Here is a 24,554-nt window from a genome sequence, read left to right as displayed (position 1 = left end):
TCGGGAACTGGGCAACTGCGAACGACCGGCCGCACCGGCCGTGATTCTGAGCGCCGTCGGCGACGGCGGCCGCTGGACGGACGGCTTCATGCCAGCACGCTCGTCACCTGGGGGAACAGGCGCTGGTAGGCCTCGCCCATGGTGGTGTGGGGGAGGCCGAGGTTCGGGCCGGCGTTGCGCTTCAGCTGCACACCACGGCGCTTGGCGAGGTCGGTGTAGTAGTCCCACATGTGTTGTTGCGCCGGCAGGCACTCCATCGCCTCGCGCTTGCGGTCGAAGACGTCGGTGATGTCGAGGAGTACGTCCGGGTGGAAGTCGCACTGTTCGGGTTGGTGGGGCTCGAAGCAGAAGACTGGTGGTGCGCCCAGCGGTGAGCCCGGCGCGTCGTATCCGATCGCCTGGGCCAGGATCCTTGCCTGCAAGGCCATCCGGGCCGCGGCGGGGTGATCGCCGTTGTACGGGTCGGCCAGAGTGTGGGTGAGCACCACCGTCGGCGCCAGCTCGCGATAGACGTGCACCAGGCGGTCGACGAGCTCGGGGGACTCCGCCAGCGGATAGTCGCCCGCGTCGAAGAAGCGGATGTCGGCCCCCAGCGCGGCGGCCGCCGCGGATGCTTCGGTACGGCGGATGGCCTTGATTTCCTCGAGCTGCTTGCCTTCCCGCCAGGCCCGCGCGGACTCGCCGCGTTCGCCGTAGCTGAGGCAGACCACCGTGGCGCGCTCGCCGCGTTTGGTGGACAGTGCGATCGCGCCTGCTGCCCGCCACACGAAGTCGCCGGCGTGGGCGCTGACCACGAGCAGGCCGCCGCCCGGCGTCGCACGTTCTGGAGTCTCGGACATCCGTCCCTCCTCGACCGGTTCCGCCGAGCCCAGTATCGGACCGGGCGCACACGATAGTCAACGATTTCGTCTACAAGATTGTCTACATTATCGTCGGCAATCGCGTCGGCAATCGCGTCGGCAATCGCGTCGGCAATCGCGTCGGCAATCGCGTCGGCAATCGCGTCGGCAATCGCGTCGGCAATCGCGTCGGCAATCGCGTCGACAATCGCGTCGGCAATCGCGTCGACAATCGCGTCGACGGAAGTGCGTGCAATCAGCAAACGCCATCGGCGTCACAGCCACCGCCTCGGGCCGGTCGGCCATTCGCGTGACCGTGCTGTGCTGGTCGTCGTCCTGCTCGACGGTCTGGACCTGTTCGTCTACGGCGCCGTGCTGCCCGGCGTCCTCGCCGACCACGACTTCGGCCTGACTCCGGTCACCGCGGGCGAAATCGGCAGCCTCACGACGTTCGGCATGCTGATCGGCGCCCTCGGATCCGGCGTGATCACCGAACGCGTGGGCCGCCGCCGGCTGATCGTCGCCAGCGTCATCCTCTTCGCGATCGCGTGGGCCGCCTGCGCGCTCGTCCCCACGCCGACCACGTTCGGCATCGCCCGGTTCGCCGCCGGCATCGGATTCGGCGGCCTGCTGCCGACGGCGATCGCGATGGTCATGGAGTACGCGCCGGCGCATCGCAAGAACCCTCCGCGGCGCCATCGTGATGACCGCCCACCAGGCCCGGCGGCGCCCTGGCCGGTGCGCTGGCGATGTCGGTGGTGGAGTCGCTGGGCTGGCGTTCGGTCTACTGGCTGGGCGCTCCCGCTCGTCCTCGCGGTCCCGCTGATCGTCGTACTGCTGCCCGAGTCGCCGACGTCCCTGCTCGCCAGAGGAGTGACACGCAAGGCGCAGGAGCTCGCCGACCGCCACGGCGTCGCGCTCGAGCCCTTCCAGCCCAAGCCGGCGGCCGGCCCGAGCACCAGCACCAGCACCGGGTCCGGCGGGCTGCTCGCGAGCCAGCTGCGCACGCTGTTCGCCCCAGAGGTACCCATGGCCAGGCTGCTGTTCTGGATCACCTCGTTCGCCGGCCTGCCGCTCGTCTACGGCGTCAACACGTGGCTGCCGACGATGATGCGCGCCAACGGCTACAACCTCGGCTCGGCCATCAGCTTCCTGCTCGTGATCAACCTCGGCGGCATCGCCGGCATGCCGACCGCCGCCCGGCTCGCGGATCACTTCGGCGCGCGGAAGGTCGCGGTCGCGTGGTTCGTGCTCACGGCCTGCGGAGTCGCGCTGATGGCGGTGCACCTGCCGCTGCCGTTGACGTACACCGTCGTCTTCCTGACCGGTGGTTGGTTGTTCAGCGCGCAAACGCTTGTGTACGCAGGCGTCGGCGCCTACTACCTGGCCGGCAGCCGCGCCACCGCGATCGGCTGGGTCGCCGGGGTCGGCCGGTTCGGCGCGGTCTTCGCGGCGGCAGGTGTGCTGGGTGCGGTGACGATCGCGCTGGTATGCCAGCAGCCGCTACGCCTCGCGCCCGGCTAGTTTCTCCAGCCAGGCAACGGTTGCGTCGCAGATCGCGGTGTCCGCGCCGAGCTCGAGGAGGTACGCGCGGCTGTCCTCCATCTCGTGCAGGCGACGACCGGCGTGCGCCCGCGTCCCGTCGATCAGGCGGTCGACCAGCGCGGCCCCGTCCGGGCCGAGCTCGCCGGCGATCTGCCGGCGTACCCAGTCCTCACAGCCGGCCGCCGCCCCTGCGGACACAGCCTCGAGTACGGTCGCCGCCAGGCCCTTCATGAAGACACTGCGCAGCAGCTTGCGGCCTGCCGCCACACCGACCTCGGCGTCGAGAGCCTCCGCCTCGGCGCCGAGCTCACGTACTGCCGACACCACCGCGCCGGCGCCCGGCCCGGAGACGAGCAGAGGAGTCGCGGCGCCACGGCGGGGCACCGGCGCGAGTACGGCCACGTCGGCCACTCGTACGCCAGTGCCCGCGAACGCCTGCTCCACATGGCGTTTCGTCTCGATCGACCCGCTGTTGAAGTCGGCGTAACAGGCGCCGGCGCGCATCGCCGGGGCGGCCAGCTCGGCAACGGAGACGGCGAACCGCGCGCCGGTGAGCGACACCACGAGCTCCGCGTCCCGCACGGCGTCCGCGGGCGACGCGGCCCGCGTGACGCCGGGCGGTGTCTCCACCGGCGCCGGGTCGTACCCCGCGACCGGCCAGCCGTGAGCTGCCAGCTCTGCGGCGTAACGCTTGCCTGCCTCACCAAGCCCGAGCACTCCGATGCGCATACCTCGACGCTATCGAACGCAGGGCGCTGGCTCAGCCCGTGACGCTGAAGCGATGCCGCCGCCCGAGCCGCTCCAGGCTCTTGCGACCGGGAATCCCGTTGGCGTCCTTGCCGGTGAAGCCGCACTTGCGCTGCCACTTGGCGTACGCCTTGACGGTCAGCGTGCCGTACGAGCCGTCGCCCGAGAAGCGCGAGCTCAGCAAACCCTCAGCCTGCAAGGCGTTCTCGACGATCCGTACGAAGCCGACCGACCCCTTGGTCGTGCCGCCCTGCGGCCGCTTCGGGTCGCGTTGCGCGGCCGCGATCAGCTTGCTGAGATCGACGGTCCGGCCGCCGCTGCCACCTCCGCTGCCGCCGGCACTGCCGGTGCTACGGGTGATCGGAAGTGTGGTGCCCACGTAGTCCTCGCCCCAGCCGCGGTATCGCGCGCCCCACTTCCGGGTGATCTCGCTGATCGGCACCAGGTCGATCCGTCCGCTGCGGCGGATGTCGTTGCTGTAGCAGCGTCCGTTGCCGGCCGACAACGCGATATGCCCGTGCCGGCCGACCGCCCAGAAGATCGGCGCGCCGGGTGGGGGAGTTCCCCTGATCCGCTTGCGCTTCGTGCGGCGCCAAGCCTCGTTGGCGTTGAAGATTCCCGTGGGCGGGAAGCCCCAGCAGGTACGGACGAACGCCAGGCAGAGGCCCTTCCACCGGCGTGGAGCTTTCGCCGAGGGCCGCGCGACCTGCCGTTTGGCCACGGCGATTGTCTGGTTGACGTTCCGGACGACCTTCATCTGGCTGCCCCCTCGTCCTCGAAGTCCTCGGGCAGTTCCAGGTCGCCGACCTCATCGTTGTCCTGATCGTCGGTGTCGACGAATTCAGGTCCCTTGGCCTGCTCCTCATTCGGAAGCCGAGGCGGTTCCACTGCCGCCGGCTCGGTCATGCCGATCACCCCCAAAGCACTGGTTCGCTTGGCATTCGGCTCAGGCAGTTAGTTTCGTGGCTCTAAGCGACGAATGCTTGCCCTTTGGGCCAAGCCAACGGACAGGCAAAAGTGCGAACGGCCCTGGCGGTCGCGAATGACCACGTTAACCACGCAATTAGCGGGTTAACCACGCCCCCGGGCGTGGCGAACCACCTACTGGCGTGGCGGAGTGCAGCCAGGTCAGCGACCGTGCAGGCACTGCTCAGCCGAATCGGTGCAGGCCGGCATCTCCAAGGAGACAAAGCGTGCGGCCGCGAGGGGCGACGCGGCCGCACGGTTCTCTGGGTGGTACTGGTGGGCTCGAGGAGGCGGCCGGGTGCTCTTACCTCCCCGAGCCCACGACTGTGTAGCGGTCAGCCGAGACCGGAGCGCATAGCTGTGATCAGGGTGCCGCTGGAGGTGTCGCCGGACAGTTCCCAGAAGAACGAGCCGGCGAGTCCTTGGCTTTTGGCGTACGACATCTTGCCGGAAATCGTGGCCGGTGTGTCGTAACTCCACCATTGTCCACCGCAGAAGGCGTACGACGTGCCGGCGATGGTGCCGGTTGGTGGGCATCTGGTCGAAATCACCTTGTAGTCCTCGATGCCCTGTTCGTACGTTCCAGGCGCCGGCCCGGTGGCCGTCCCGCCCGGCGTGGACTGTGTGACGCCTGTCCAGCCGCGGCCGTAGAAGCCGATGCCGAGCAGCAGCTTGTTCGCCGGAACGCCCTTGCTCTTCAGCTTCTGGATCGCCGCGTCGGTGTTGAAGCCGGCGGCGGGAATCCCGGAGTACGACGTCAGCGGCGAGTGGGGCGCGGTCGGGCCGTCGGCGTCGAACGCACCGAAGAAGTCGTACGTCATCACGTTGTAGAAGTTGACGTACTGCGCGCCGCCCGCGTAGTCGGTCGCATCGATCTTGCCGCCGCTGGAGCCGTCGGCCGTGATGGCGGACGTCACGAGGGCGCCCGAGCCGAACCGGCTGCGCAGTGCCGACATGAGGTTCTTGTACGCGTTCGGACCGCTGGTGTCGCAGGTCAGGCCGCACGCGTTGGGGTACTCCCAGTCGATGTCGATGCCGTCGAACACGTCGGCCCAGCGCGGGTCCTCGACCAGGTTGTAGCAGGAGTTGGCGAACGCGGTCGGATTGGCCGCGGCCTGGGGGAAGCCGCCGGACCAGGTCCAGCCGCCGAACGACCAGAGCACCTTGAGGTTCGGGTACTGCCGCTTCAACTTCCTGAGCTGGTTGAAGTTTCCGCGCAACGCGCCGGTGTCCCAGGTGTCGGCAACGCCGTCGACGCTCTCGCCCGCGGCGTAGAAGCGGTCGTAGTCGGCGTAGCTGTCGCCGATCGCGCACTGGCCGTTGGTCACGTTGCCGAACGCGTACATGATGTGCGTGAGCTTGGACGCCGAGCCGCTCGTCGCGATGTTCTTCACGTGGTAGTTGCGGGCGTAGACGCCCCAGTTGGTGAAGTAGCCGATGACGTTCGAGCCTCCGCCGCCGCCACCGCCACCACTGCTGGTGGTCGCCGAGACGGAGTTCGACGCGGCCGACACGTTGCCCGCGGCATCCTTGGCGCGCACGGTGAACGTGTAGGCCGTGCTGGCCGACAGGCCGGAAACCGTCGCGGACGTGCCGGTGACGGTGTCGGCGAGCGTCGAGCCGCGGTAGACGTCGTACCCCGACACGGCAACGTTGTCGGTCGAGGCGTTCCACGCCAGTGAGACGCTGCTCGACGTGACGCCGGTCGAACGCAGGTTGCCCGGCGCGCTGGGCGCGGCCGTGTCGCCGCCACCACCGCCGGAGCCGTCACAACCGCCGCCGTTCACCGAGCAGCCGGAGATCCAGCCGGAGCCGGCACCGACGAAACCGAACGACACCGACGCGCCGGCACCGACCGTGCCGTTCCAGCCGAGATTGCTGAACGTGTGACGGCTACCGGAAACCGTGTGCGCGGCGTCCCAGAACGAGCTGATCGACGTTCCGGAGGCCAGGTCGAACTGCAGGTTCCAACTCGAGATCGCCGCGGTCGTTCCGTTGGTGATCGTGCAGCGGGCTTCGAACCCCGAGCTCCAGCTGGAGGTTTTCGTACAGGAGGCGGTGACCGGCGCAGCGCTCGCCGGACCGGCGGTGAACAGTCCCGTGGCAGTGGCTAAGGGAAGGGCCAAGGCGGTGCCCATCGCGAGGGCGCGCCATCTACGCCGCTTCAACATCCTGGTCTCCTGACAGTCAGGTGTACTGCGGGTGCCGTATGCGATGGAGGCTAGAGTCTGACGCGAGGTCAGTCAATAAGAAACTTTCCTAAAAGTTTATTTCCCGAGACCGCCGCGCCCGATATGCCCCACTTTCTCCGCTCCTGCCGCGCGAATGACCACGTTAACCACGCAATTGGCGGGTTAACCACGCCCCGGAGCGTGGCGAACCACCTACTGGCGTGGCGAGGCTTGGTGAGGCGGTACGCAAGTCGCGCCCGACCGCGGGACTCTGGGACTGCGGGAGCGGAAAGCTGGCGCGTGCGTGTCCACAGATCGGCGCCTTCCACAGGCAACGCGGCATATCGCCCAGGTGGCCGTCCAGGGCTGGAGTCTTGGGGCATGAACCTTCTGATGCGTGGCTCGTTGGCCGGCCTCTCGATGGAGCAAAGTGGTCTGTTCACCAGACAGCAGGCGCTGGAGAGCGGATACGACTCCGATGAGATCCGTCGACTGGTCGACAAGGGCGAGTGGCTTCGGATCCGCACCGGCGTCTATGTCGAACAGGGCCTGTGGAACATGCTCTCCGAAAGAGCGCGCAGCCTCCTTCGGATTCGCGCGGCATACGTACGCGTCAAGCAAAGGGGCGTGATCAGCCATTGGTCCGCCGCCGTTGTCTGGGCGTTGGACACCTACGAGGCCGACCTCTCGTTGCTCCATCTGACACGGCCGGACCGGCATTCGTCGCGAAAGGAGGCCGGCATACAGCATCATGTCGGCAGGCTCGATCCGACCGAGATTGTCCAGGTGGACGGGCTCACGGTGACGTCGTTGGCCCGGACAGTCGTCGACCTGGCCTGTATCGCACCACCGGCGTCTGGTCTGGTGACCGCGGACAGTGCGCTGCGCGAAGGCTTGACCCCCGAGGAGCTGCTGCAACAGTTGGAGCGGCAGCAGGACAATCCAGGAGCGATCAGGGCCGGTCACATTGTCTCGCGGGCGGACGGGCGCTCCGAATCGCCGGGTGAGTCGATTTGTCGCTACGTGTTCGAGCAGCTTCAGCTGCCCGCACCGGAGTTGCAGGTGGAGTTCCACGACGACGCTGGTCGGCTGTTGGCGCGTACCGACTTCGCATGGCCGGCTCGACGAGTCGTCGCGGAGTTCGACGGCAAGCGTAAGTACTACCGCGACCTCAAGGACGGAGAGGACCCAGGCGACGTGGTCTGGCGCGAAAAACGACGCGAAGACGGGGTTCGGAGGGCACACGGCGTAGATGTCGTGAGGATCGTGTGGTCGAACCTCTACCCCGACCAGTGGTCGGCGTTGAAGCAGATGATGCGCCGGGCGCTCGGGCTGTGATCCGACGCCGTACTCCGCCACGCCAGTAGGTGGTTCGCCACGCCCCGGGGCGTGGTTAACCCGCCAATTACGTGGTTAACGTGGTCATTCGCGGGCGGGGGGTTGGCGGAGGCCGGCTATGAGCACACTGACCAGCCGGCGGGCGTCGTAGCGGGGGTCGGTGTCGGAGCCGACGCAGAGGTTGCCGACGCCACGCATGAGCTCGATCGCCTGTAGGTCGGAGCGGATCTCGCCCGCGGTGGCCGCGGCCTCGAGCAGGTGTGCGCACACGGGCACGAGCCGGTCCAGGAAGTACGTGTGCAGTGCCTCGAAGCCCGCCGTGTCGGACGACGGCTGGCCGGCGAAGACCTCGGCGAGGCCGTGCTTGGTGACCAGGAAGTCGACGAAGAGGTTGATCCACTGACCCAGGGCGCCGTACGGGGACTCGGCGCTCGCCAGGAGCTCCGGCCCGGCCGCGGCGCAGGCCTCCACCTGGTGCCGGAAGACGGCGATGATGAGGTCCGCCCGGGTGGGGAAGTGGCGGTAGATCGTGCCCGTTCCCACACCGGCCTTGGCCGCGATGTCGCGTACGGGTGCGTTCACACCCGACGTCACGAAGACGGCGGCGGCGGCGTCGAGCAGGACCTTCTCGTTGCGCCGGGCGTCCGCCCGCCTGGGTCGCCGCGGGGGCGCCGGTTCGTTGTCGCTCACGCGCACATCCTTCCAACTAGCGCAGCATGCCAGTTGCCAACCGGAACACTGTTCCGTATAGTTAACGGAACAGTGTTCCGATTAACCCCCATGATGCCAGAGTAAGGAGAAAACCAGGCATGGAGTACCGCACCTTGGGCCGTACCGGCGTTCAGGTCAGCACGCTCGCGCTCGGCGCGATGAACTTCGGAGCGATCGGCCGTACGACGCAGGCCGAGGCCACCGCGATCGTCGACGCCGCTCTCGAGGCCGGGATCAACGTCATCGACACCGCCGACTGGTACAGCGCGGGCGAGTCCGAAGAGATGGTCGGCAAGGCCATCGCCGGCCGCCGCGACGACATCGTGCTGGCCACCAAGGCGAACCTGCGGATGGGCGACGAGCGCAACCATCAGGGCAGCTCGCGCCGCTGGCTGGTCACCGAACTGGACAACAGCCTGCGCCGGCTCGGTGTCGACCATGTTGACCTCTACCAGATCCACCGCTGGGATCCGACCGCCAGCGACGAGGAGACGTTGTCGGCGTTGACCGACCTGCAGCGCACCGGGAAGATCCGGTACTTCGGGTCGTCGACGTTCCCCGCGTACCGCATCGTGCAGGCGCAATGGACTGCCCGCGACCGTCACCTCGGCCGCTACGTCACCGAGCAGCCCGGCTACTCGATCCTGCAGCGCGGCATCGAGACCCACGTGCTGCCCGTGACCGAGGAGTACGGGCTCGGCGTGCTGGCCTGGAGCCCGCTGGCCTCGGGCTGGCTGTCGGGAGCGATCCGCAAGGGCCGGGACATCGCCACCAACCGCTCGGCGACGGTGCCGGAACGCTTCGACCTCACCGTCCCCGCCAACCAGGCCCGGCTCGACGCCGTTGAGCAACTGGCCGCGGTCGCCGACCAGGCCGGACTGACGATGATCCAGCTCGCGCTCGGATTCGTGACCGCGCATCCGGCTGTGACCAGCGCGATCATCGGCCCACGCACGCTCGATCATCTGAGCTCGCAGCTCGCCGCGGCGGACACAGTGCTCTCCACCGACGTCCTCGACGCGATCGACGGCATCGTCGCGCCCGGCGTGGACCTGGCGCCGAACGAGAAGTTCGACACCCCTCCCTCGCTCCTCGACCCGACCCTGCGGCGCCGCGCTGCCTGAAGAACACAGCCGAAAGGACCACGGCACCATGCCACACACACCACTGCCCAGCTTCGGAATCATGACCGCGCCCATGCAGGTCGGCTACGACGACATCCTGCGGGTCTGGCGCGAGGCGGACGCCATCCCCGAGATCGGGCACGCCTGGCTGTTCGATCACCTGATGCCGATCGCCGGAGACGTGGACGGCCCGATCTTCGAGGGCTGGACGCTGCTCTCCGCGCTCGCCGCCCAGACACAGCGGATACGGCTCGGACTGCTCGTCACCAGCAACCGATTCCGCCCGCCCGCGATGCTCGCCAAGATCGCCACCACGGTCGACGTCGTCTCGAACGGCCGGCTCGACTTCGGCATCGGCTCCGGTTCGCGCCCGAGCCACCCGCTGGCCAAGCGGGAGTACGACGCGCACGGCCTGCCGTTCCACGACGCCAGTCATGCGGTCGCGAGCCTGGCCGAAGCCTGCACGGTGATCAGACGGCTGTGGAGCGAGGACAAGCCGTTCGACTTCGACGGAGAGTACGTCCGGCTCACCGGCGCGTTCGGCAATCCCAAGCCGGTGCAGCGCCCGCACCCTCCGATCATGATCGGTGGTCGCGCGTCGTCGACGCTCCGCGTCGTCGCCGAGCACGCCGACCTCTGGAACATCCCCGGCGGCGGCGACATCGACGACCTCGCCGCTCGCAGCCGGCTGCTCGACCGCTATTGCGACGAGATCGGCCGCGACCCCGCCGAGATCACCCGATCGATCGCGCTGATGGTGTCGTACGACCAGCCGGCCGTCACGAGGAACCAGATCACAGAGGCGCTCGGCAAGGGCTTCCGGCACTTCGTGCTGAGCCTGCCCGACCCTTATCCCACAGGCATCGTCGGCTGGCTCACCGACGAGATCGTGCAGCCGGCCGCGGCCTGAGGGCACGGGAGAGCGGAGTCAGTTGCCGGTGCTCTGGTACCGGCGCAGGCCCTGACGCCAGACGAACGCCGCCACCAGGGCCGCCGCCACCCCGGCGAGCGGTGAGCAGTAACCGAGCCAGGGGTTCGCCGACGGCATCCCGAGCAGCACCGACCCGGGATAGTACGAAATGAAGGCGAACGGCAGCACCCACGTCACCAGGAACTGGATCGCCCGGCCGTAGACCGGTACCGGGAACTTCACGAACTCCGACGTGTGCCCAATCAGGTAAGGGAACTGGCTGTTGGCCGACGGCTCCCAGAACGCCACGCTGTTGCTCGCGAGGTTGACCGAGCCGATCAGCAGGACGGAGCCGGCCAGCACCAGCAGCAGAAAACCCCACTCCCACAACGCCCACGACAGGTCGAGCTCGGCCTTGGCGCGCAACACGACCACCAGGCCGAGCACGATGCTGCCGATCCCATGGATCGAGGCGATCCACGTCAACGACTGGACGACGGGAGACAACGGCCGCACCAGCAGCCGGTCGAAGTCGCCGCGGTTGACGAGCTGCCGCATCGCCCACGAACCGTCGCACAGCAGCTCGGCCAGCCCGCGTGGCAGGATCGCCAGGCCGTACAGCAAGGCGATCTGCCACGCCGTCCACCCGCCGACCGACGGCACGCGCAGGAACACCGCCCACACGAACACCAGCGGCGCGCCGTGCGTCAGCGCCACGCCGACGATGCCGATCCAGAAGTCCGCGCGGTACTCCAGGTGCGCGCGCAACTGGGTCGCGATCAGCTTGGCGTAGATCCGTACGACGAAGGCCAGCCTGGACAAGCGGGTCAGCCTCCCTGGATGTCGAGTGCGCGGATGCTCGGCCGCCACAACAGCTTCGCCAGCACGACGAGGACGACGACCCACACCAGCTGGACCACGATCGCGAGCGCGCCGGTACGGCCGAGGTAGATGCCGACCGGCGTGGTGACGATCCCCTGGAACGGAAGGAACGCCAGCACCTGCTGCAACCAGCCGGGAAAGAACGCCAGCGGGATCAGCGCGCCCGACAGCAGGTTGACCAGCGCGATCTCCGCCCACAGCAACCCGACCACGCTCGTGGTGAAGAACGCCAACAGTGCCACGAGATAGTGGATCAGGAACTTGATGAGAAAGCCGAGCACGGCGGAGACCACGAAGAGAGTGGCGGCCCACGCGGAGACCGGCGGCCGGACGTCGAGCAGCAGCACGCCGACGACCAGCGCGATCGCACCGCCGATCAGGCCCTCGATCACCGCGCGGCCGGACGCGCGGGCCATCGACGTCGCGAGGAAGTCGACCGGCCGGGTGAGCTCCGACGCGACCTGGCCGGTGCGAATCGCCATCGTCAGCTGGGACAGCGACTGGAACGACAACAGCGAGTTGACGGAGTAGGCGACCACGAGATAGGTCTGCATCGCGCGCCAGTCGAAGCCCTCGATCTGCGTCCGACCGCCGTAGACCGAACGCCAGACGTAGTAGAGCACCGCGACCCAGACGAGGTTCGACACCATCGTGAGCAACGTCGTGAGGCGGTACGCCATCGCCTCCTGCACCGCCGTCACGGCGATCGACAGGTAGCGCGGACGCGGAGAAAGCCTTATCCGCAAGGCGGAAACATCAGTCACCGCCGAGCTCCAGCGTGCCGTCGTACAGCTGCCGGATGATCGACTCGATGCCGGGTTCCTCGATCCGCAGGTCGTGTACGGGCAGCGCGGTCATCAGCCGCCCGGCCACCGCGCCCGCGGTCGTCTCCGTACCGGAGATGCGTACGGAGATCTGGTGCGGGTCGACCTGCTCGACGGTGATGGCCGGTACGTCGCGCAGCAGCTCGGCCGCCGTCGCCGCGGCATCGGGCTTGCCCTCGTGCAGCACCAGGTGAACGATCCGTTCGCCGCCGAAGCGATCCTTGATGCTTCGCAGCGGCCCGTCGTAGACGATGCGGCCCTTGTCGATCATCACCAGCCGGTGGCACAGGTCCTCGATGTCACCAAGGTCGTGCGACGTCAGCAGAACGGTCAGCGCTCGCTCCTGGTTGACCTGCTTGATGAAGCCGCGAATCCGTTCCTTCACAGCGACATCGAGGCCTATGGTCGGCTCGTCGAGATAGAGGATCGACGGCTCGTGCAGCAGCGCCGCCGCCAGGTCGCAGCGCATCTTCTGCCCCAGCGACAGCTGCCTGGCCGGAGTACGCAGGAACGGACCGAGCTCGAGCAGCTCGACGAGTGTGCCGAAGCTCGCGGCGAACCGATCCCGGGGCAGCTGGTAGATGTCGCCGAGCAGCCGGAGCGACTCCTGGACGGGCAGGTCCCACCACAGCTGCGAGCGCTGGCCGAACACCACGCCGATCTGCCGCGCGTTGTCGACCCGTTGGCGGTGCGGCACCAGCCCGCCGACGTGTACGGTGCCCGACGTCGGAACCGTAATGCCCGTGAGCATCTTGACGGTCGTGGACTTGCCGGCTCCGTTCGGCCCGACGTAGCCGACGGCCTCGCCCGCGTGCACCGTGAGGTCGATCGCGTCGACCGCGACCTTGTCGACGTAACGGCCGCGGACGAGATGGCGGAGTGCCCCGGCCAGGCCGGGCTGCTTGTCGGCGATGCGGAAACGTTTGGTCAGCCGGTGTACCTCGATCACTGGTCGCGAACCGCCCAACGCGCCCTCCCAACCGCACGGGTGAGCCGTCACGATAGACCAGGTTAAGACAAAGCGAACAAAGGATTCCGAAACTGGTCAGGCGTTCGGAAGGTGGTTGGATCGATCACATGAGAACGCGTATGTTGGCCGGGATCGTCGCCGCGCTCGGAATCGCCGTCGCGGCCGCCAACCCGGTGAGTGCGGCCGGCACCAGTGGCTCGTGGGAAGCCCGGCTGCTTGGCGAACAGATCGTGCCGAAAGGGCTCGTGGTCGACGGGTTGTCGGTCGGCGAGCTGTCCAGCGTCGACTACGACCGGCGGACCGGTCGCTGGTTCCTCATCTCCGACGACAGCGAGAACGGACCGGCACGTTTCTTCACCGCGAAGCTCGACGTCGATGCCTCCGGCCTGCACGGTGTCTCGTTCACCGGTGGGAAGGCCATGCTGCGTACCGATGGCAGTGTGTTCCCGTCGCTGGCGACCAACGATCCCGAGGTCGCCGACCCGGAGGCGATGCGGTTCGACCCGCAGAGCGGCTTGCTGTGGTGGTCGAGCGAAGGCAAGCGGATGGTGCCGGCCGACGGGTCGGCGCCGCAGCTGGTGAATCCGTGGGTGCGCGCGATGACCGTGCGCGGGAAGCACCTGGCGGAGACCCGGCAGCCGGAGCAGTTCACGATGAGCGCGGCCGAGTCCGGCCCACGTACGAACGGCGTGTTCGAAGGCCTCACGCTGACGACGGACGGCCGGCAGCTGGTCACGTCGCTCGAGGCGCCGCTCTACCAGGACGGCCCGGTGCCGACGGCGACGACCGGCGGCCACTCGCGGCTGACGTTCTACGACAAGTGGACCGGCCGGCCGGTGCGGCAGCTCGCGTACGAGATCTCGCCGACGCCCGTGGCGGGCGAGGGCGGCGGCAACGGCATCAGCGAGATCCTGGCGTCCGACCGCGACCACTACCTCGTGGTGGAGCGGTCGTTCGTGCCGAGCGTCGGCAACACGATCCGGGTGTACGAGGTCGACGTCCGGGGCGCGACCAACGTCCTCGGCAAGGACAGCCTGGCCGACGGTAGCTACGAGCCGGTGCGGAAGCGGCTGGTGCTCGACCTCGCGACCCTCGGCGTCGACAAGATCGACAACATCGAGGGCGTGAGCTGGGGTCCGCGGCTGCGCACAGGCGAGCGCACGCTGGTGTTCGTCAGCGACGACAACTACAACCCGACGCAGATCCAGCAGGTGATCGCCGTCGCCATCAAGTAGGAGCGGCCCCAACGACGGCAAGCGGCGGTAGCGGAGGGGGGAAGCCGCTCGGAAGCCGCTGAAAAGGGACGTTAATCGACGAACTACATCAGATCACTCGGGACCACGGCGTTACTTGCGCCGTGGTCTCGCCGTTATACAGGGCGGGTCTGGGCCGACACGCAACGTCACTGGGAGGGTTTTGCATGTCCACCGACCCCCAGATCCTTCGGGGCATCACGGTGTGGGACGGGGTAAACGACGTCGGGCCGGCCAACCTCAGCTGGACCGGTGACCGCATCGAAGAAGTCACACCCGCACCGCAGGACCGGCACCAGGATCTGGCCGTGATCCCCGGCCTGGTCGACACCCACGTCCTGCTCGGGGGGCCGTGCGGCGGTGGTGTCCCGGCCGATGCCTATCCCTACGTCACCTCGCGCGAGGAGCAGGTGCTGCACGTCGCCGCCAACGCGCGGCAGGCGATGCGGCGGGGGATCACGACCCTGCGCGAGATGAGCGGCGACGGGCGGCAGCTCGCGGTCCGCAACGCGTTCAACGCCGGGCTGATGGTGGGCCCGCGCATGCTGGTCTACGGCATGGTCGGCATGACCGGAACCAAGGGCGTGCCCGGGCAACGGACGGCTGACGGCCAGGACGACTGCCGCAAGCTGGTCCGGACGTACGCCGGTGACGGCATGGACGGCATCCGGATCAACACCAGCGGCGGCGGGCTGCCGGTCGAGGGCCGGAAGGCCTGGCGCAACCACACGCTGGAGGAGATCGCGACGATCGTCGACGAGTCGCACGCGCTCGGCATGCCAGTCGTCGCGCACGCCGACAACGAGGCGGGCATCGAGGTCGCGCTGCAGGAAGGCGTCGATGCGATCGAGCACGGCACGTTGATCACGCTGGAACAGGCCGACCACGCCGCCGACGCCGGCGTGCCGATCGCGCCCGCGCTGCTGGCCGACGACTGGTCGGCCCGCGATGGCGCTGACGCCGGCTGGGAAGTACGTGCGCGGGCACGCACGCTGGTCGCCAAGCGCGACAAGCGGCTGCGGATGGCGCGGGAGGCGGGCGTGGCGTTCGTCCTCGGCACCGGGAGCGACGGGCAGCGGATGCCGTACGGCTCGGCGCTGGCGGAGCTGGCGCGGCACCGTGACGTACTCGGGTTGACGGATGCGAAGGCGCTGACGGCGGGCACCTCCGCGGCCGCCGACGCGGTGGGGCACGGAGCCTCGCTCGGGCGGGTGGCGCCCGGGTTCGCGGCCGACTTCATCGTGGTGAAGGGGCGGCCGTGGAAGAACATCCTGCTGCTTCGCGAGGAGAACATCCTGGCCGTCGTCTGCCGTGGCCAGGTCGTGGCCGGCGGACTGCCGATGTGAGGGGAGCGTGACGATGCGGACGAACGTTGTTCCGAGTGAACCCAGGTACGCCCGCGGCCTGGCGGGGCGCTTCCGCGCCAGCTGCCGGCTCAACGGCGGCCGGGCCAGCCTGACGACCTGGCGGGTAACAACCGAGCAGCGAGAAGCTGCGAACCGGATCCACGACCTGTACGGCGGGCAGCGGCCCGGCGTCTGCGACGAGATTGGCGAGGGCGAGTGGCAGGTCTTCACTACGGCCGACGAGATCAAGATCGTCGTCGCCGATTCGGGTTGTTTCCGGCAGGAGACGCTGGACTGGGGTGCAAGGTCCGAGACCGTGACGACAGTGCGGTTCCAGCTGGCCGACGCGCCGGAGCTCGGCGAGTTCGCGTTCATCTCCGGCTCGCCGTCGCTGGCTGGGCTCGCTGAGGAGGTCGTCGACGAGGTCGCCGAGATCGACGGTCCGGCGGGCCTGCGGCTGCGGCTCGTCCTGGAATACGAACGGGAGAACAGCGAGGCGGAGGGTACGTTCACCCGGCCCACGCTCGAGTTGATCGGCCCTGCGTAGCAGTCCCCGGACTGCGGCGGACCGGTTCGGCTGGTTGCCGGTTCGGTTGGGAGCCTCTCGGTGAGGGGTCGGGAGGCTCCCGGCCGGGCTTGGTCGGTGCTGGTGAGAAGTGGCGTCAGCCGCGGCCGGCGGCTTCGGCCGCTTCGCGCTCGCGGCGGTTGAGCTCGGCCTTTTCCGCGCGCCAGCCCTCGTCGTCCTTGCCGCGGCGCCAGTAGCCGGAGATCGAGACCTGCTCGGCCGGGATGCCGAGCTCCTTGAACAGCCAGCGACGCATCGGCATGACGTAGCTCGCCTCGCCGTGGATGAAGAAGTGCGGGGTGCCGGCCGGGAACTCGAACGCGCGGACGGCCGCCGCGATCTCGTCGCCGGGTGGCAGCGCCGAGCTGTCGCGGTGGATCCAGCGGATCTCGGCCTTGCCGGGGCAGGCCAGTGGCTGCTCTTCCCCGGCGTTGGCGACCTCGATGAACGCGTACGCCGGAACGCCCTGCGGGATCTCCTCCAGCGCTGCCGCGATCGCCGGCAGCGCGGCCTCGTCGCCGACCAGCAGGTGCCAGTCGGCCGAAGGGTTCGGCGCGTAGGCGCCGCCCGGCCCCATGAACAGCAGCTCGTCCCCGGGCGCGGCCTTGGCCGCCCACGGCCCGGCCAGCCCTTCGTCGCCGTGGACGACGAAGTCGATGTCGAGCTCGTTGGCCTCGGGATCGTGGGCCCGCACGGTGTAGGTGCGCACCACGGGGCACAGCTCGCGTGGCATCGTCTCGCGGACGTGGTTGAGGTCGAACGGTTCGGGATAGTCGACGCCCGGACGCTTGAAGACCACCTTGACGTAGCGGTCGGTGTAGTCGTTGTTGGTGAACGACCGGAGCCCTTCGCCGCCAACGGTCACGCGCACCATGTGAGGGGTCAACCATCGCGTCCGCAGCACCTCCGTACGAATGGGGTCCCGCTGCTTCCGCTTTGGTTGGTCCGCCATGCCGGCCTCCAGAAATCGTCGTACCTTACTTAGGGAAGGCTATCCCAAGCGGACCAGTCCTGGAGATCCAAACCTGGCCATGCTGGGGGATGTCCGATTTTGTGCACGTGTACTAACGTCCGAGGCGTGCGTCTCTTGGTGATCGGTGGATCCGGCACGGTCGGATCGATGGTGCTGCCCCATCTCGCTGCCTCGCACGAGATCCGTGTCTTCGACCTGAAGCCGCCGCGTTCGGACCTCTCGCTTGACTACACCGCCGGTGACCTGCGCGACTACGACAAGCTCCGGGCGGCCGCCGACGGGCGGGACGCGCTGGTGTTCATGGCGATGGGCCCGATGGCCGGCTGGGGCTCACCCGACAACGCGTGGTCGCACTTCGAGGTCGCGACCGGTGGCCTGCACAACGCGCTGCGGGCCGCCCACGAGGCCGGAATCGGGCACGCGGTCTACACCAGCAGCATGTCGGTCTACGGCGAGACCGGCGACACGCCCTACCCCGACGAGTCGGTGACGCCGAACGCCACGAACTTCTACGGCCTGGCCAAGCGCTTCGGCGAGCAGGTCTGCGCGGCGGCCTGCTCGGCGTACGGCATGAGCCTGGTCGCGCTGCGCTTCTGCTTCCCGACGGCCGAGGCGGACTGGCCGCGTACCGACCATCCCGTCAAGCGGATTCTCGCGACCTCGGCCCGCGACAGCGCCCGTGCGATCCAGGCCGGGCTCGACCGGGCGCGGCAGGGCCACGGCTTCGAGGCCTTCGGGATCAGCGGTGACACCGGCAAGCGCCGGATCGACACGACGCCGGCCAGGACCGTGCTCGGCTGGGAGCCGCTCGATCCCACGCCGTGAGAAGACGCCGTGAAAAGGATCAGGCGCCGCGGCTCGCGGGAGGGCCTGAGACTCCCGCGAGCCGCCGCGCCTGGCGTCGCTCTACCCGCCGGTAACCGCCCTACACCGCCGTGGTGTAGCGGTTGGCTGGCCGGTTCAGGCCGAAGTGGTCCCGCAGGGTCGCGCCCGCGTAGTCCTCGCGGAACAGGCCGCGGCGCTGCAGGATCGGCACCACCTGGTCGACGAAGTCCTCGAGCCCGCCGGGGAAGTACGGCGGCATCACGTTGAAGCCGTCGGCCGCGCCCTGGGTGAACCAGCGCTCGATCTCGTCGGCCACCTGCTCGGGCGTACCCGCGAAGACCCAGTGCCCGCGGCCACCCGCCAGCCGGTGCAGGAGCCCGCGGATCGTCGGGTTCTCGCGCCGGACGATGTCGAGCGCCAGCGCGTAACGGCTCTGGGCACCCTCCACCTCGGACTCGTCGCCGAACAAGGCCACAGGCACCGGCCCGTCCAGTGGGTACGGCGACAGGTCCACGCCGGTGAGCGACAGTAGCTGTCGCAGACCGTACTCCGGCACGGTCAGCGCGTTGAACTCCTCCTCCAGCCGCCGCGCCTCCGCCTCCGTTCCGCCCAGGAACGGGCTGATCCCCGGCAGCACCTTGACCGCGGACGGCACGCGACCGAGCTGTACGGCCCGCGCCTTGATGTCGGAGTAGAACTCCTGCGCACTCTCCAGCGTCTGGTGCGCGGTGAAGATCGCCTCGGCGTACCGAGCCGCGAACGCCCGCCCGTCCGGCGACGAGCCCGCCTGCACCAGCACCGGATGACCCTGTGGCGAGCGCGGCGCGTTGAACGGTCCCTTCACGCTGAACTGCGGACCCACGTGGTCGATCGCGTGGATCTTCGACGGGTCCGCGTAGACGCCCGACCCGGGGTCGTTCACGATCGCGGAGTCCTCCCAGCTGTCCCACAGCTTGAGTACGACCTCGACGAACTCCTCGGCCCGTTCGTACCGCTTCGCGTGCGCGGGGATCGCGTCCAGGCCGAAGTTCTGCGCGGCCGCCAGCCCGGCGGTCGTCACGACGTTCCATCCCGCCCGGCCACCGCTGATGTGGTCCAGGGAGGCGAACAGCCGGGCCAGGTTGTACGGCTCGTAGTAGCTCGTCGACGCCGTCGAGATCAGCCCGATCCGTGAGGTCGCGACCGCCAGTGCCGTCAGCAACGTGATCGGCTCGAACGCCGAGTGCACACGGTGCTCGACGTTCTGCCGCAACGCCGGCCCGTCGGCCAGGAACACCGCGTCGAGCTTGCCGCGCTCGGCGATCCGCGCGAGCTCGATGTAGGCGTCGATGTCGTGCGCGCGTTCCGGCTGCGTCTTCGGATACCGCCAGGCCGCCTCGTGGTGGCCCGTCGTCATGAGGAACGCGTTCAGGCTGAGCTGTGGTCTCCTGGCACCCCGCACGCGCCCACTCCACTCCTGCCGGTCAGGCGTACTCATGGGTCTTCTCCTTCGTCACGACACCCAACGCGGCCAGCAGTGCTTCCCGGTCGTCGACGAACCCGGGATCGGCGACGATCCGGCCCTCGTCAAGGACGAGGACGCGGTCGGCCAGCGACATCGCCTCGTCCACGTCGTGCGTGACCAGCAGCACCGCCGGACGGTGGCGTTCGTACAGCACGCGCAGCAGCTCGTGCATCCGGATCCGGGTCAGCGCGTCCAGCGCGCCGAACGGCTCGTCGGCGAGCAACAGCGCCGGCGAGCGCACCAGCGACCGGGCCAGCGCCACGCGTTGCTGCTCGCCACCCGACAGCTGGTTCGGCCACGCTCGTTCGCGCCCGGCGAGACCGACCTCGGCCAGTGCCTCGACACCCCGCGAGCGGGCGTCTGCTCCACCGAGCCCGAGGACGACGTTGTCGAGTACGCGTGCCCATGGCAGCAGCCGGGAGTCCTGGAACACCACGGCCCGGTTGGCCGGTACGCGGAGCTCGCCGTCGCCGGAGACCTCGTGGTCCAGCTGGGCCAGTGCTCGCAGCAGCGTGCTCTTCCCCGATCCGCTGCGTCCCAGCAGCGCGACGAACTCGCCCGGCGCGATGTCGAGGTTCAGTTTGTGGAGGACGACCCTGGAGCCGAAGCGGCGGGTCAGGCTCTCGATCCGCACAGCGGGCCGGATCAGGCCAGCGTCCGTCGCCATGACAGTGCTCTCCCTTCGACGAGACGAACGAGGGTGTCGGATGCCAGGCCGAACACTGCGTAGGTCGTCAACCCCACAACGATGATGTCGGTCTGTCCGTACGTGCGTGCCTGCGTCATCAGGTAGCCGATCCCGCTCGTCGCGTTGATCTGCTCGACGACGACCAGCGCGAGCCACGACACTGTGACCGCGATCCGCAGGCCGGTGAAGAAGCCCGGAAGCGAACCAGGCAGGGCGATCCGCCAGATGAACGCCCACCGGCCAAGGCGCACGGTCTCGGCCAGCTCGGCGTGCTTGACGTCGATGCCACGCAGCGCCGCGTGGGTGTTGATGTAGATCGGCACGAACACGCTGAGCGCGATCACCGTGACCTTCATGCTCTCGCCGATGCCGAGCCAGATGATGAACAGCGGGATCAGCGCCAGCGTCGGGATCGCCCGCTTGATCTGGATCGGCCCGTCCACCAGGGCTTCTCCGAGCCGGGACAGGCCCGAGACCAGCGCCAGGATCACACCGGCGACGACGCCCGTCACCAGCGCGATCACCGCCCGGCCCAGCGAGGTCGCGAGGTTGGATTGCAGCCGGCCGTCGGAGATCAGGCCGTACGCGGTGGTGGCGACGGTCCACGGCGACGACAACGTACGCGGGTCCAGCCAGCCGAGCGCGGACGTGACCGTCCAGATCGCCAGCAGGACAAGGGGTCCGAGCAGCCTCGCGCCCGGAACGGCGGCGCTGGGCAGGTGCCGGGCCCACCTCCTGGTAGCGGTCGTTGCCGCCTCGGTGTCCGGCGCATCGGTGGGCGAGGTCGTGGCCGCGGTCATGAGGCGTCCTTCGGGGCGGTCGACGCGCCGATCTGCTCGACGGTCTCGGCGATGATCGGGTCGAAGCTCAGGTCGAATCCCTTCGCCGCGTCGAGTCGCCCGATCTCGCCGGTCGCCGCGATCAGGTCGATCGTCTGCTGCTGCACCTTCACCAGCGACGACAGCGGCGGGAACCCGGAGATCCCGTTGGCCCGGACGATCCGCTCGCCGTCGGCCCGGGAGATCTTCTGGTTGCCGACGTAGTACGTGTCGATCCACTCTGCTTGGTGGGAGTTCGCCCAGTTCTGCGCGCGCACCCAGGCCGCGACGTACGCACGGACCGCCTTCGCCTTCGCCGGGTCCTCTAGCACCGCCCGCCGGGCGTAGACGTACGACAGCCCGGTCGAAAGGTCGGAGGTCAGCTCCTGCGGCAGGACACTCCCGCCGGCCTTCCTGGTGGCCTCGAGGAACCGGGTCAGGTTGGGCTCGCCGAGCGGCGCGACATCGACCTGACTGGTGCGGATCGCGTCCGGGAAATCGCCCAGCTGCAAAGGCGTGAGCCGAACGTCCGAGGTCTTCTGCCCGGCCTTGCGCAACGCCCGCAGCACGATCGCCTGCTGCGCGGTGCCCGGTGCGTACGCGATCTTCTTGCCGCGCAGGTCCTGCAGGCGCTTCACCCGCGCACCGGGTGCGACCGCGAGCCGGGTGTTGCGCGTCGACCGCTGTACGGCGGCGACGATCGGCACGTCCTCGCCGGCGGCCAGCGCCTGGATCGGCGGCACGTCGCCGACGCCGGCCACGTCGGCGGCCCTGGCCCGGAACGCCTCGAGGATCGCCGGCCCGCCGGTGAAGTTGGCCCACCGCACCTCGAACGGGAGCTTGTCGAGCTCGCCGGACGCACGCAGCAGGGTCTGGGTGTTCTCGCTCTGGTCGGCGACAACCAGCGTCGAGGTGTCGCTCGCTGCGTCGCTGCTGCCGCATCCAGCCAGGCCGATCGCTCCGGCCGGTAACGTCAGCAGCAGTGTCAGGGCAGCGAAAAGTCGTCTTCTGTGCACAGGAAGTCCAAGGAAAGAAGGGAATGAGCGTCGAGTGACGTGAGGGTGAAATGTGCGAGAACGCGACTAGCGACAGATGCTGCTGGACGTCAGCACGAAGTCGACATGGCGCCGCTTCGTCAGCTCAGCAGAGATCCTCATGTCAAGCAGCATGCGTGGCTGGTCAGCGGGTGTCAAGGCATCCGGCCGATATTCCTACTATTCGAGTAGGAAAACCTGTCGCGTATTCTTACGGGTTGGGAGCAGGGAGGAGTTGACACGTGACGCTCACGCACGGCGAACTGAACGTGCACGACTGGGAGGACTGGCGCGCACGGCGTGAGGCTTCGGTCAGCGGCGTGTACGGCCCGATGTCGCTGGCCGGCACCCACTGGCTCGGCAAGGGCGCGCCGACCCAGGTGCCGGGCGTACCCGGCGAGTGGCTGGTGGCCGACGACGGCCCGACCGTACGCGCGAGTCTCGGTGACGGTCTGCTGGCCGACGGCGTTCCGGTCGGAGGCGAGGTCGCGGTCCGGCCCGACACCGACTCGGCGCCCACGTCGCTCTCGCACGGCGACTGGCGGCTGGAGCTGATCGAGCGCGAGGGTGAGTACGCCGTCCGGGTCTACGACCCCCACACCGCCGCGCGCAAGGCGTTCGCCGGCATCGACACCTATGCGCCGCAGGCCGAGTGGGTGGTGCCCGCGTGGTTCGTGCCGTTCGACGAGTCCGAGGTCGTCGGGGTGCGAAACGCCGACGGCAAGGTGCGCGGGCTCGAGCTCGCCGGTGAGCTGAAGTTCGCCTACGCCAGAGCCGAATACGCCTTGCAGGCAGAGCAGAATTCCGACGGTGACCTGAAGGTGGTTTTCTCCGACGCGTCGAGCGGAACGGAGACATATCGTTTCCGCTTCCTGAAGGTGCCCGAGCCTGATGAGAACGGCCGCACGGTGCTCGACTTCAACCGCGCTTATCTGCCTCCGTGCGCGTTTTCGGAGCATTTCCTGTGCCCGTTCCCGCCCCCTGGAAATGCTTTGCCGTTTCCGGTGACCGCGGGGGAGAAGCAGCTGCTGCCCGGCTGAGCCGGCCGGCCCAGCCGGCACCGTCCGGCAGGTGCCGTGCCGGGGTCGCGGGTGGCCGGTGTGCGTGTACCGGTACCGTCACCTGCTTACCGCGTAACTATCCCGTATCCTCAGGCGCACGATGGCGGTTGCGACTGTGTGTGGCTGGCCGGTAGGGAACGAGGCGAAGGAAGTGGCGATGGCACTGTGACGCTCGTCTTCCGCTACGCCGCGTGCACCCACATCGGGCTGGTGTCGAGTCAGAACGAAGACTCCGGGTACGCCAGCCCACAGCTGATCGCTGTCGCGGACGGCATGGGCGGCCATGTGTTCGGAGAGGTCGCGAGTGCCATCACGGTGGCGACGGTGCACGAGTTCGACGCGGCCGGTCACATCGACAGCGTCCCGGCACTGCGCAACGTGATGACCACGGCCAACGCGCGCCTGGCCGACCGGATCCGGCGCGACCCCCGCCTCGACGGCATGGGCACGACGCTGACGGCGTTGCTGCTGCTCGGCGACCACGAGGTCGGCCTGATCCACATCGGCGACTCGCGTGCGTACCGCCTGCGTAACGGCAAGGTGCGCCAGCTCAGCCACGACCACACGCTGGTCCAGGCGCTGGTCGACGAGGGCCGGCTGACCGAGGAACAGGCCCGCAAGCACCCCTACCGCAACATGATCACGCGGGTGATGCAGGGCCTGGAGGACACCGAGCCCGACCTTGGCGCCGACGACGTGGAGCCCGGCGACCGCCTGCTGGTCTGCAGCGACGGGCTACCCGACGGTCCGGTCTCCGACGACGCGATCGAGAAGGCGCTCAAGCGCCACAGCGACCCGCAGCAGGCCGCTCAGGCGTTGGTCGACCTCGCGCTGAAGGCCGGCGGACCTGACAACGTGACCTGCGTGGTCGCCGACGTCATCGAGACCGACGACCCGGCCGCCGCTCACCATCCGGGAGCCGACGCGGTCGTGGTCGGCGCCGCGGCCGACCCCAATGTCGACATCGACGGTGACACTCCGACACAGGCCAGCCTCGACCCGATCTCCAACGAGCTCGCCGCCGACATCGAGGACGAGGACGACGAGCACCTGCGCTACGCACCGCGTGCGCCCCGGCGGTTCCGGTGGCTGCTGCGCGGACTGCTCCTGGCGGTCCTGCTCGGTGTGCTGGTCGCGGGCGGTATGTGGGCCTACGACTGGACGCAACAGCAGTACTTCATCGGAACGGCCCCGGAGAAGAATTCCGCGACGGGCCAGACCGAAGAGCACGTCGCGATTTATCGCGGGCTTTCGCAGCAGCTGCCGGGTATCGACTTGTCGAGCGTTGTCGAAGTCGATCCGTTGCTGGTGAGTTCACTTCCCGAATATCACCGCAAGCGGATCGGCGAGACGATTCCCGCCGACGACCTCGCCGACGCCAAGCGAATCGTCGACCAACTCGAGTCCTCGGCTTCAGGTAACTGACCTATCGGTTAGCGGGCTGGGCAGTAGCCTTCGGC

24 protein-coding genes are annotated in these 24,554 nt (G+C 68.7%); 10 read left to right on the top strand and 14 right to left on the bottom strand.

Annotation, left to right across the window (positions count from 1 at the left end; translation table 11 throughout):
• Positions 1 to 86: 86 nt before the first annotated feature.
• Positions 87 to 839, bottom strand: a complete 753-nt coding sequence (locus ACYVF6_RS30980; protein ID WP_460526169.1) for a PIG-L deacetylase family protein — start codon at positions 837 to 839, stop codon at positions 87 to 89.
• A 321-nt stretch (positions 840 to 1,160) separates the two neighbouring features.
• On the opposite strand from ACYVF6_RS30980, the gene ACYVF6_RS30975 reads away from it, so the two are divergent.
• On the top strand, positions 1,161 to 2,363 hold the full coding sequence (locus ACYVF6_RS30975) for an MFS transporter (RefSeq protein WP_460526168.1): 1,203 nt from the start codon (positions 1,161 to 1,163) through the stop codon (positions 2,361 to 2,363).
• Here the strand turns inward: ACYVF6_RS30975 and ACYVF6_RS30970 are convergent.
• The 4 genes from ACYVF6_RS30970 to ACYVF6_RS30955 form a co-directional block, all read right to left on the bottom strand.
• A complete protein-coding gene (locus ACYVF6_RS30970; RefSeq protein ID WP_460526167.1) occupies positions 2,343 to 3,113 on the bottom strand; it encodes an NAD(P)-dependent oxidoreductase in 771 nt (256 codons plus the stop codon). The genes ACYVF6_RS30975 and ACYVF6_RS30970 overlap by 21 nt on opposite strands.
• Positions 3,114 to 3,144: 31 nt before the next feature.
• On the bottom strand, positions 3,145 to 3,888 hold the full coding sequence (locus tag ACYVF6_RS30965) for a hypothetical protein (RefSeq protein WP_460526166.1): 744 nt from the start codon (positions 3,886 to 3,888) through the stop codon (positions 3,145 to 3,147).
• Positions 3,885 to 4,037 carry a hypothetical protein gene (locus ACYVF6_RS30960; RefSeq protein ID WP_460526165.1) on the bottom strand — a complete coding sequence of 51 codons (153 nt, stop codon included), beginning with the start codon at positions 4,035 to 4,037 and terminating at the stop codon, positions 3,885 to 3,887. Before ACYVF6_RS30960 ends, ACYVF6_RS30965 begins: the two co-directional genes overlap by 4 nt.
• A 395-nt stretch (positions 4,038 to 4,432) precedes the next feature.
• A complete protein-coding gene (locus ACYVF6_RS30955) occupies positions 4,433 to 6,268 on the bottom strand; it encodes a glycosyl hydrolase family 18 protein (RefSeq protein WP_460526164.1) in 1,836 nt (611 codons plus the stop codon).
• A gap of 381 nt (positions 6,269 to 6,649) precedes the next feature.
• Here ACYVF6_RS30955 and ACYVF6_RS30950 point away from each other — a divergent pair, with 381 nt between their 5' ends.
• A complete protein-coding gene (locus ACYVF6_RS30950) occupies positions 6,650 to 7,606 on the top strand; it encodes a type IV toxin-antitoxin system AbiEi family antitoxin domain-containing protein (RefSeq protein ID WP_460526163.1) in 957 nt (318 codons plus the stop codon).
• An 84-nt stretch (positions 7,607 to 7,690) separates the two neighbouring features.
• On the opposite strand, the gene ACYVF6_RS30945 is transcribed toward ACYVF6_RS30950, so the two are convergent.
• The gene (locus ACYVF6_RS30945) at positions 7,691 to 8,296 is read right to left on the bottom strand and encodes a TetR/AcrR family transcriptional regulator (RefSeq protein ID WP_460526162.1); all 606 of its coding nucleotides are present in this window, start codon (positions 8,294 to 8,296) and stop codon (positions 7,691 to 7,693) included.
• A gap of 119 nt (positions 8,297 to 8,415) precedes the next feature.
• On the opposite strand from ACYVF6_RS30945, the gene ACYVF6_RS30940 reads away from it, so the two are divergent.
• Both ACYVF6_RS30940 and ACYVF6_RS30935 read left to right on the top strand, forming a co-directional pair.
• Positions 8,416 to 9,441, top strand: coding sequence for an aldo-keto reductase family protein (locus ACYVF6_RS30940; RefSeq protein ID WP_460526161.1), 1,026 nt, complete (start codon positions 8,416 to 8,418; stop codon positions 9,439 to 9,441).
• A 61-nt stretch (positions 9,442 to 9,502) separates the two neighbouring features.
• Complete coding sequence (locus ACYVF6_RS30935) at positions 9,503 to 10,351, top strand: LLM class flavin-dependent oxidoreductase (protein WP_460526160.1); 849 nt, start codon at positions 9,503 to 9,505, stop codon at positions 10,349 to 10,351.
• Between the two features lie 18 nt (positions 10,352 to 10,369).
• Here ACYVF6_RS30935 and ACYVF6_RS30930 read toward each other — a convergent pair whose 3' ends face one another.
• Genes ACYVF6_RS30930 through ACYVF6_RS30920 form a run of 3 tightly spaced genes read right to left on the bottom strand, consistent with a single transcriptional unit; the run spans position 10,370 to position 13,057 of the window.
• Positions 10,370 to 11,173 (bottom strand): ABC transporter permease, encoded by an 804-nt coding sequence (locus tag ACYVF6_RS30930; protein WP_460526159.1) that lies wholly within the window; start codon positions 11,171 to 11,173, stop codon positions 10,370 to 10,372.
• Positions 11,174 to 11,178: 5 nt separating this feature from the next.
• Entirely contained in the window at positions 11,179 to 11,997 is an 819-nt protein-coding gene (locus tag ACYVF6_RS30925; protein ID WP_460526158.1) for an ABC transporter permease, read from the bottom strand.
• A complete protein-coding gene (locus tag ACYVF6_RS30920; protein ID WP_460526157.1) occupies positions 11,990 to 13,057 on the bottom strand; it encodes an ABC transporter ATP-binding protein in 1,068 nt (355 codons plus the stop codon). Before ACYVF6_RS30920 ends, ACYVF6_RS30925 begins: the two co-directional genes overlap by 8 nt.
• Before the next feature lie 77 nt (positions 13,058 to 13,134).
• Between ACYVF6_RS30920 and ACYVF6_RS30915 the strand changes: the two genes are divergently transcribed.
• The 3 genes from ACYVF6_RS30915 (at position 13,135) to ACYVF6_RS30905 (ending at position 16,173) form a co-directional block, all read left to right on the top strand.
• Complete coding sequence (locus ACYVF6_RS30915; RefSeq protein WP_460526156.1) at positions 13,135 to 14,262, top strand: esterase-like activity of phytase family protein; 1,128 nt, start codon at positions 13,135 to 13,137, stop codon at positions 14,260 to 14,262.
• Between the two features lie 185 nt (positions 14,263 to 14,447).
• The gene (locus ACYVF6_RS30910; protein WP_460526155.1) at positions 14,448 to 15,626 is read left to right on the top strand and encodes an amidohydrolase family protein; all 1,179 of its coding nucleotides are present in this window, start codon (positions 14,448 to 14,450) and stop codon (positions 15,624 to 15,626) included.
• Positions 15,627 to 15,639: 13 nt separating this feature from the next.
• On the top strand, positions 15,640 to 16,173 hold the full coding sequence (locus ACYVF6_RS30905; protein ID WP_460526154.1) for a hypothetical protein: 534 nt from the start codon (positions 15,640 to 15,642) through the stop codon (positions 16,171 to 16,173).
• Between the two features lie 115 nt (positions 16,174 to 16,288).
• Here the strand turns inward: ACYVF6_RS30905 and ACYVF6_RS30900 are convergent, their stop codons facing one another.
• A complete protein-coding gene (locus tag ACYVF6_RS30900; protein ID WP_460526153.1) occupies positions 16,289 to 17,143 on the bottom strand; it encodes a siderophore-interacting protein in 855 nt (284 codons plus the stop codon).
• Between the two features lie 126 nt (positions 17,144 to 17,269).
• Between ACYVF6_RS30900 and ACYVF6_RS30895 the strand changes: the two genes are divergently transcribed.
• Entirely contained in the window at positions 17,270 to 17,989 is a 720-nt protein-coding gene (locus ACYVF6_RS30895; RefSeq protein ID WP_460526152.1) for an NAD-dependent epimerase/dehydratase family protein, read from the top strand.
• A gap of 100 nt (positions 17,990 to 18,089) precedes the next feature.
• On the opposite strand, the gene ACYVF6_RS30890 is transcribed toward ACYVF6_RS30895, so the two are convergent.
• From ACYVF6_RS30890 to ACYVF6_RS30875, 4 genes are read right to left on the bottom strand one after another with little or no spacing between them, the layout of a single operon-like run.
• Positions 18,090 to 19,466 (bottom strand): LLM class flavin-dependent oxidoreductase, encoded by a 1,377-nt coding sequence (locus tag ACYVF6_RS30890; RefSeq protein WP_460526151.1) that lies wholly within the window; start codon positions 19,464 to 19,466, stop codon positions 18,090 to 18,092.
• A complete protein-coding gene (locus tag ACYVF6_RS30885; RefSeq protein ID WP_460526150.1) occupies positions 19,453 to 20,160 on the bottom strand; it encodes an ABC transporter ATP-binding protein in 708 nt (235 codons plus the stop codon). Before ACYVF6_RS30885 ends, ACYVF6_RS30890 begins: the two co-directional genes overlap by 14 nt.
• Complete coding sequence (locus tag ACYVF6_RS30880) at positions 20,139 to 20,981, bottom strand: ABC transporter permease (RefSeq protein ID WP_460526149.1); 843 nt, start codon at positions 20,979 to 20,981, stop codon at positions 20,139 to 20,141. Before ACYVF6_RS30880 ends, ACYVF6_RS30885 begins: the two co-directional genes overlap by 22 nt.
• Complete coding sequence (locus ACYVF6_RS30875) at positions 20,978 to 22,015, bottom strand: type 2 periplasmic-binding domain-containing protein (RefSeq protein ID WP_460526148.1); 1,038 nt, start codon at positions 22,013 to 22,015, stop codon at positions 20,978 to 20,980. The genes ACYVF6_RS30880 and ACYVF6_RS30875 overlap by 4 nt, the downstream gene beginning before the upstream one ends.
• A 260-nt stretch (positions 22,016 to 22,275) precedes the next feature.
• Here ACYVF6_RS30875 and ACYVF6_RS30870 point away from each other — a divergent pair, with 260 nt between their 5' ends.
• Together ACYVF6_RS30870 and ACYVF6_RS30865 are read left to right on the top strand one after the other, a co-directional pair.
• A complete protein-coding gene (locus tag ACYVF6_RS30870) occupies positions 22,276 to 23,073 on the top strand; it encodes a DUF1684 domain-containing protein (protein WP_460526147.1) in 798 nt (265 codons plus the stop codon).
• Positions 23,074 to 23,259: 186 nt separating this feature from the next.
• The gene (locus ACYVF6_RS30865) at positions 23,260 to 24,519 is read left to right on the top strand and encodes a PP2C family protein-serine/threonine phosphatase (RefSeq protein ID WP_460526146.1); all 1,260 of its coding nucleotides are present in this window, start codon (positions 23,260 to 23,262) and stop codon (positions 24,517 to 24,519) included.
• The last annotated feature ends 35 nt before the right edge of the window (positions 24,520 to 24,554 follow it).

Source organism: Flindersiella endophytica, assembly GCF_054779015.1.
Note: the sequence above shows the minus strand (reverse complement) of the source record. Positions and strands in the feature narration are given on the sequence as shown.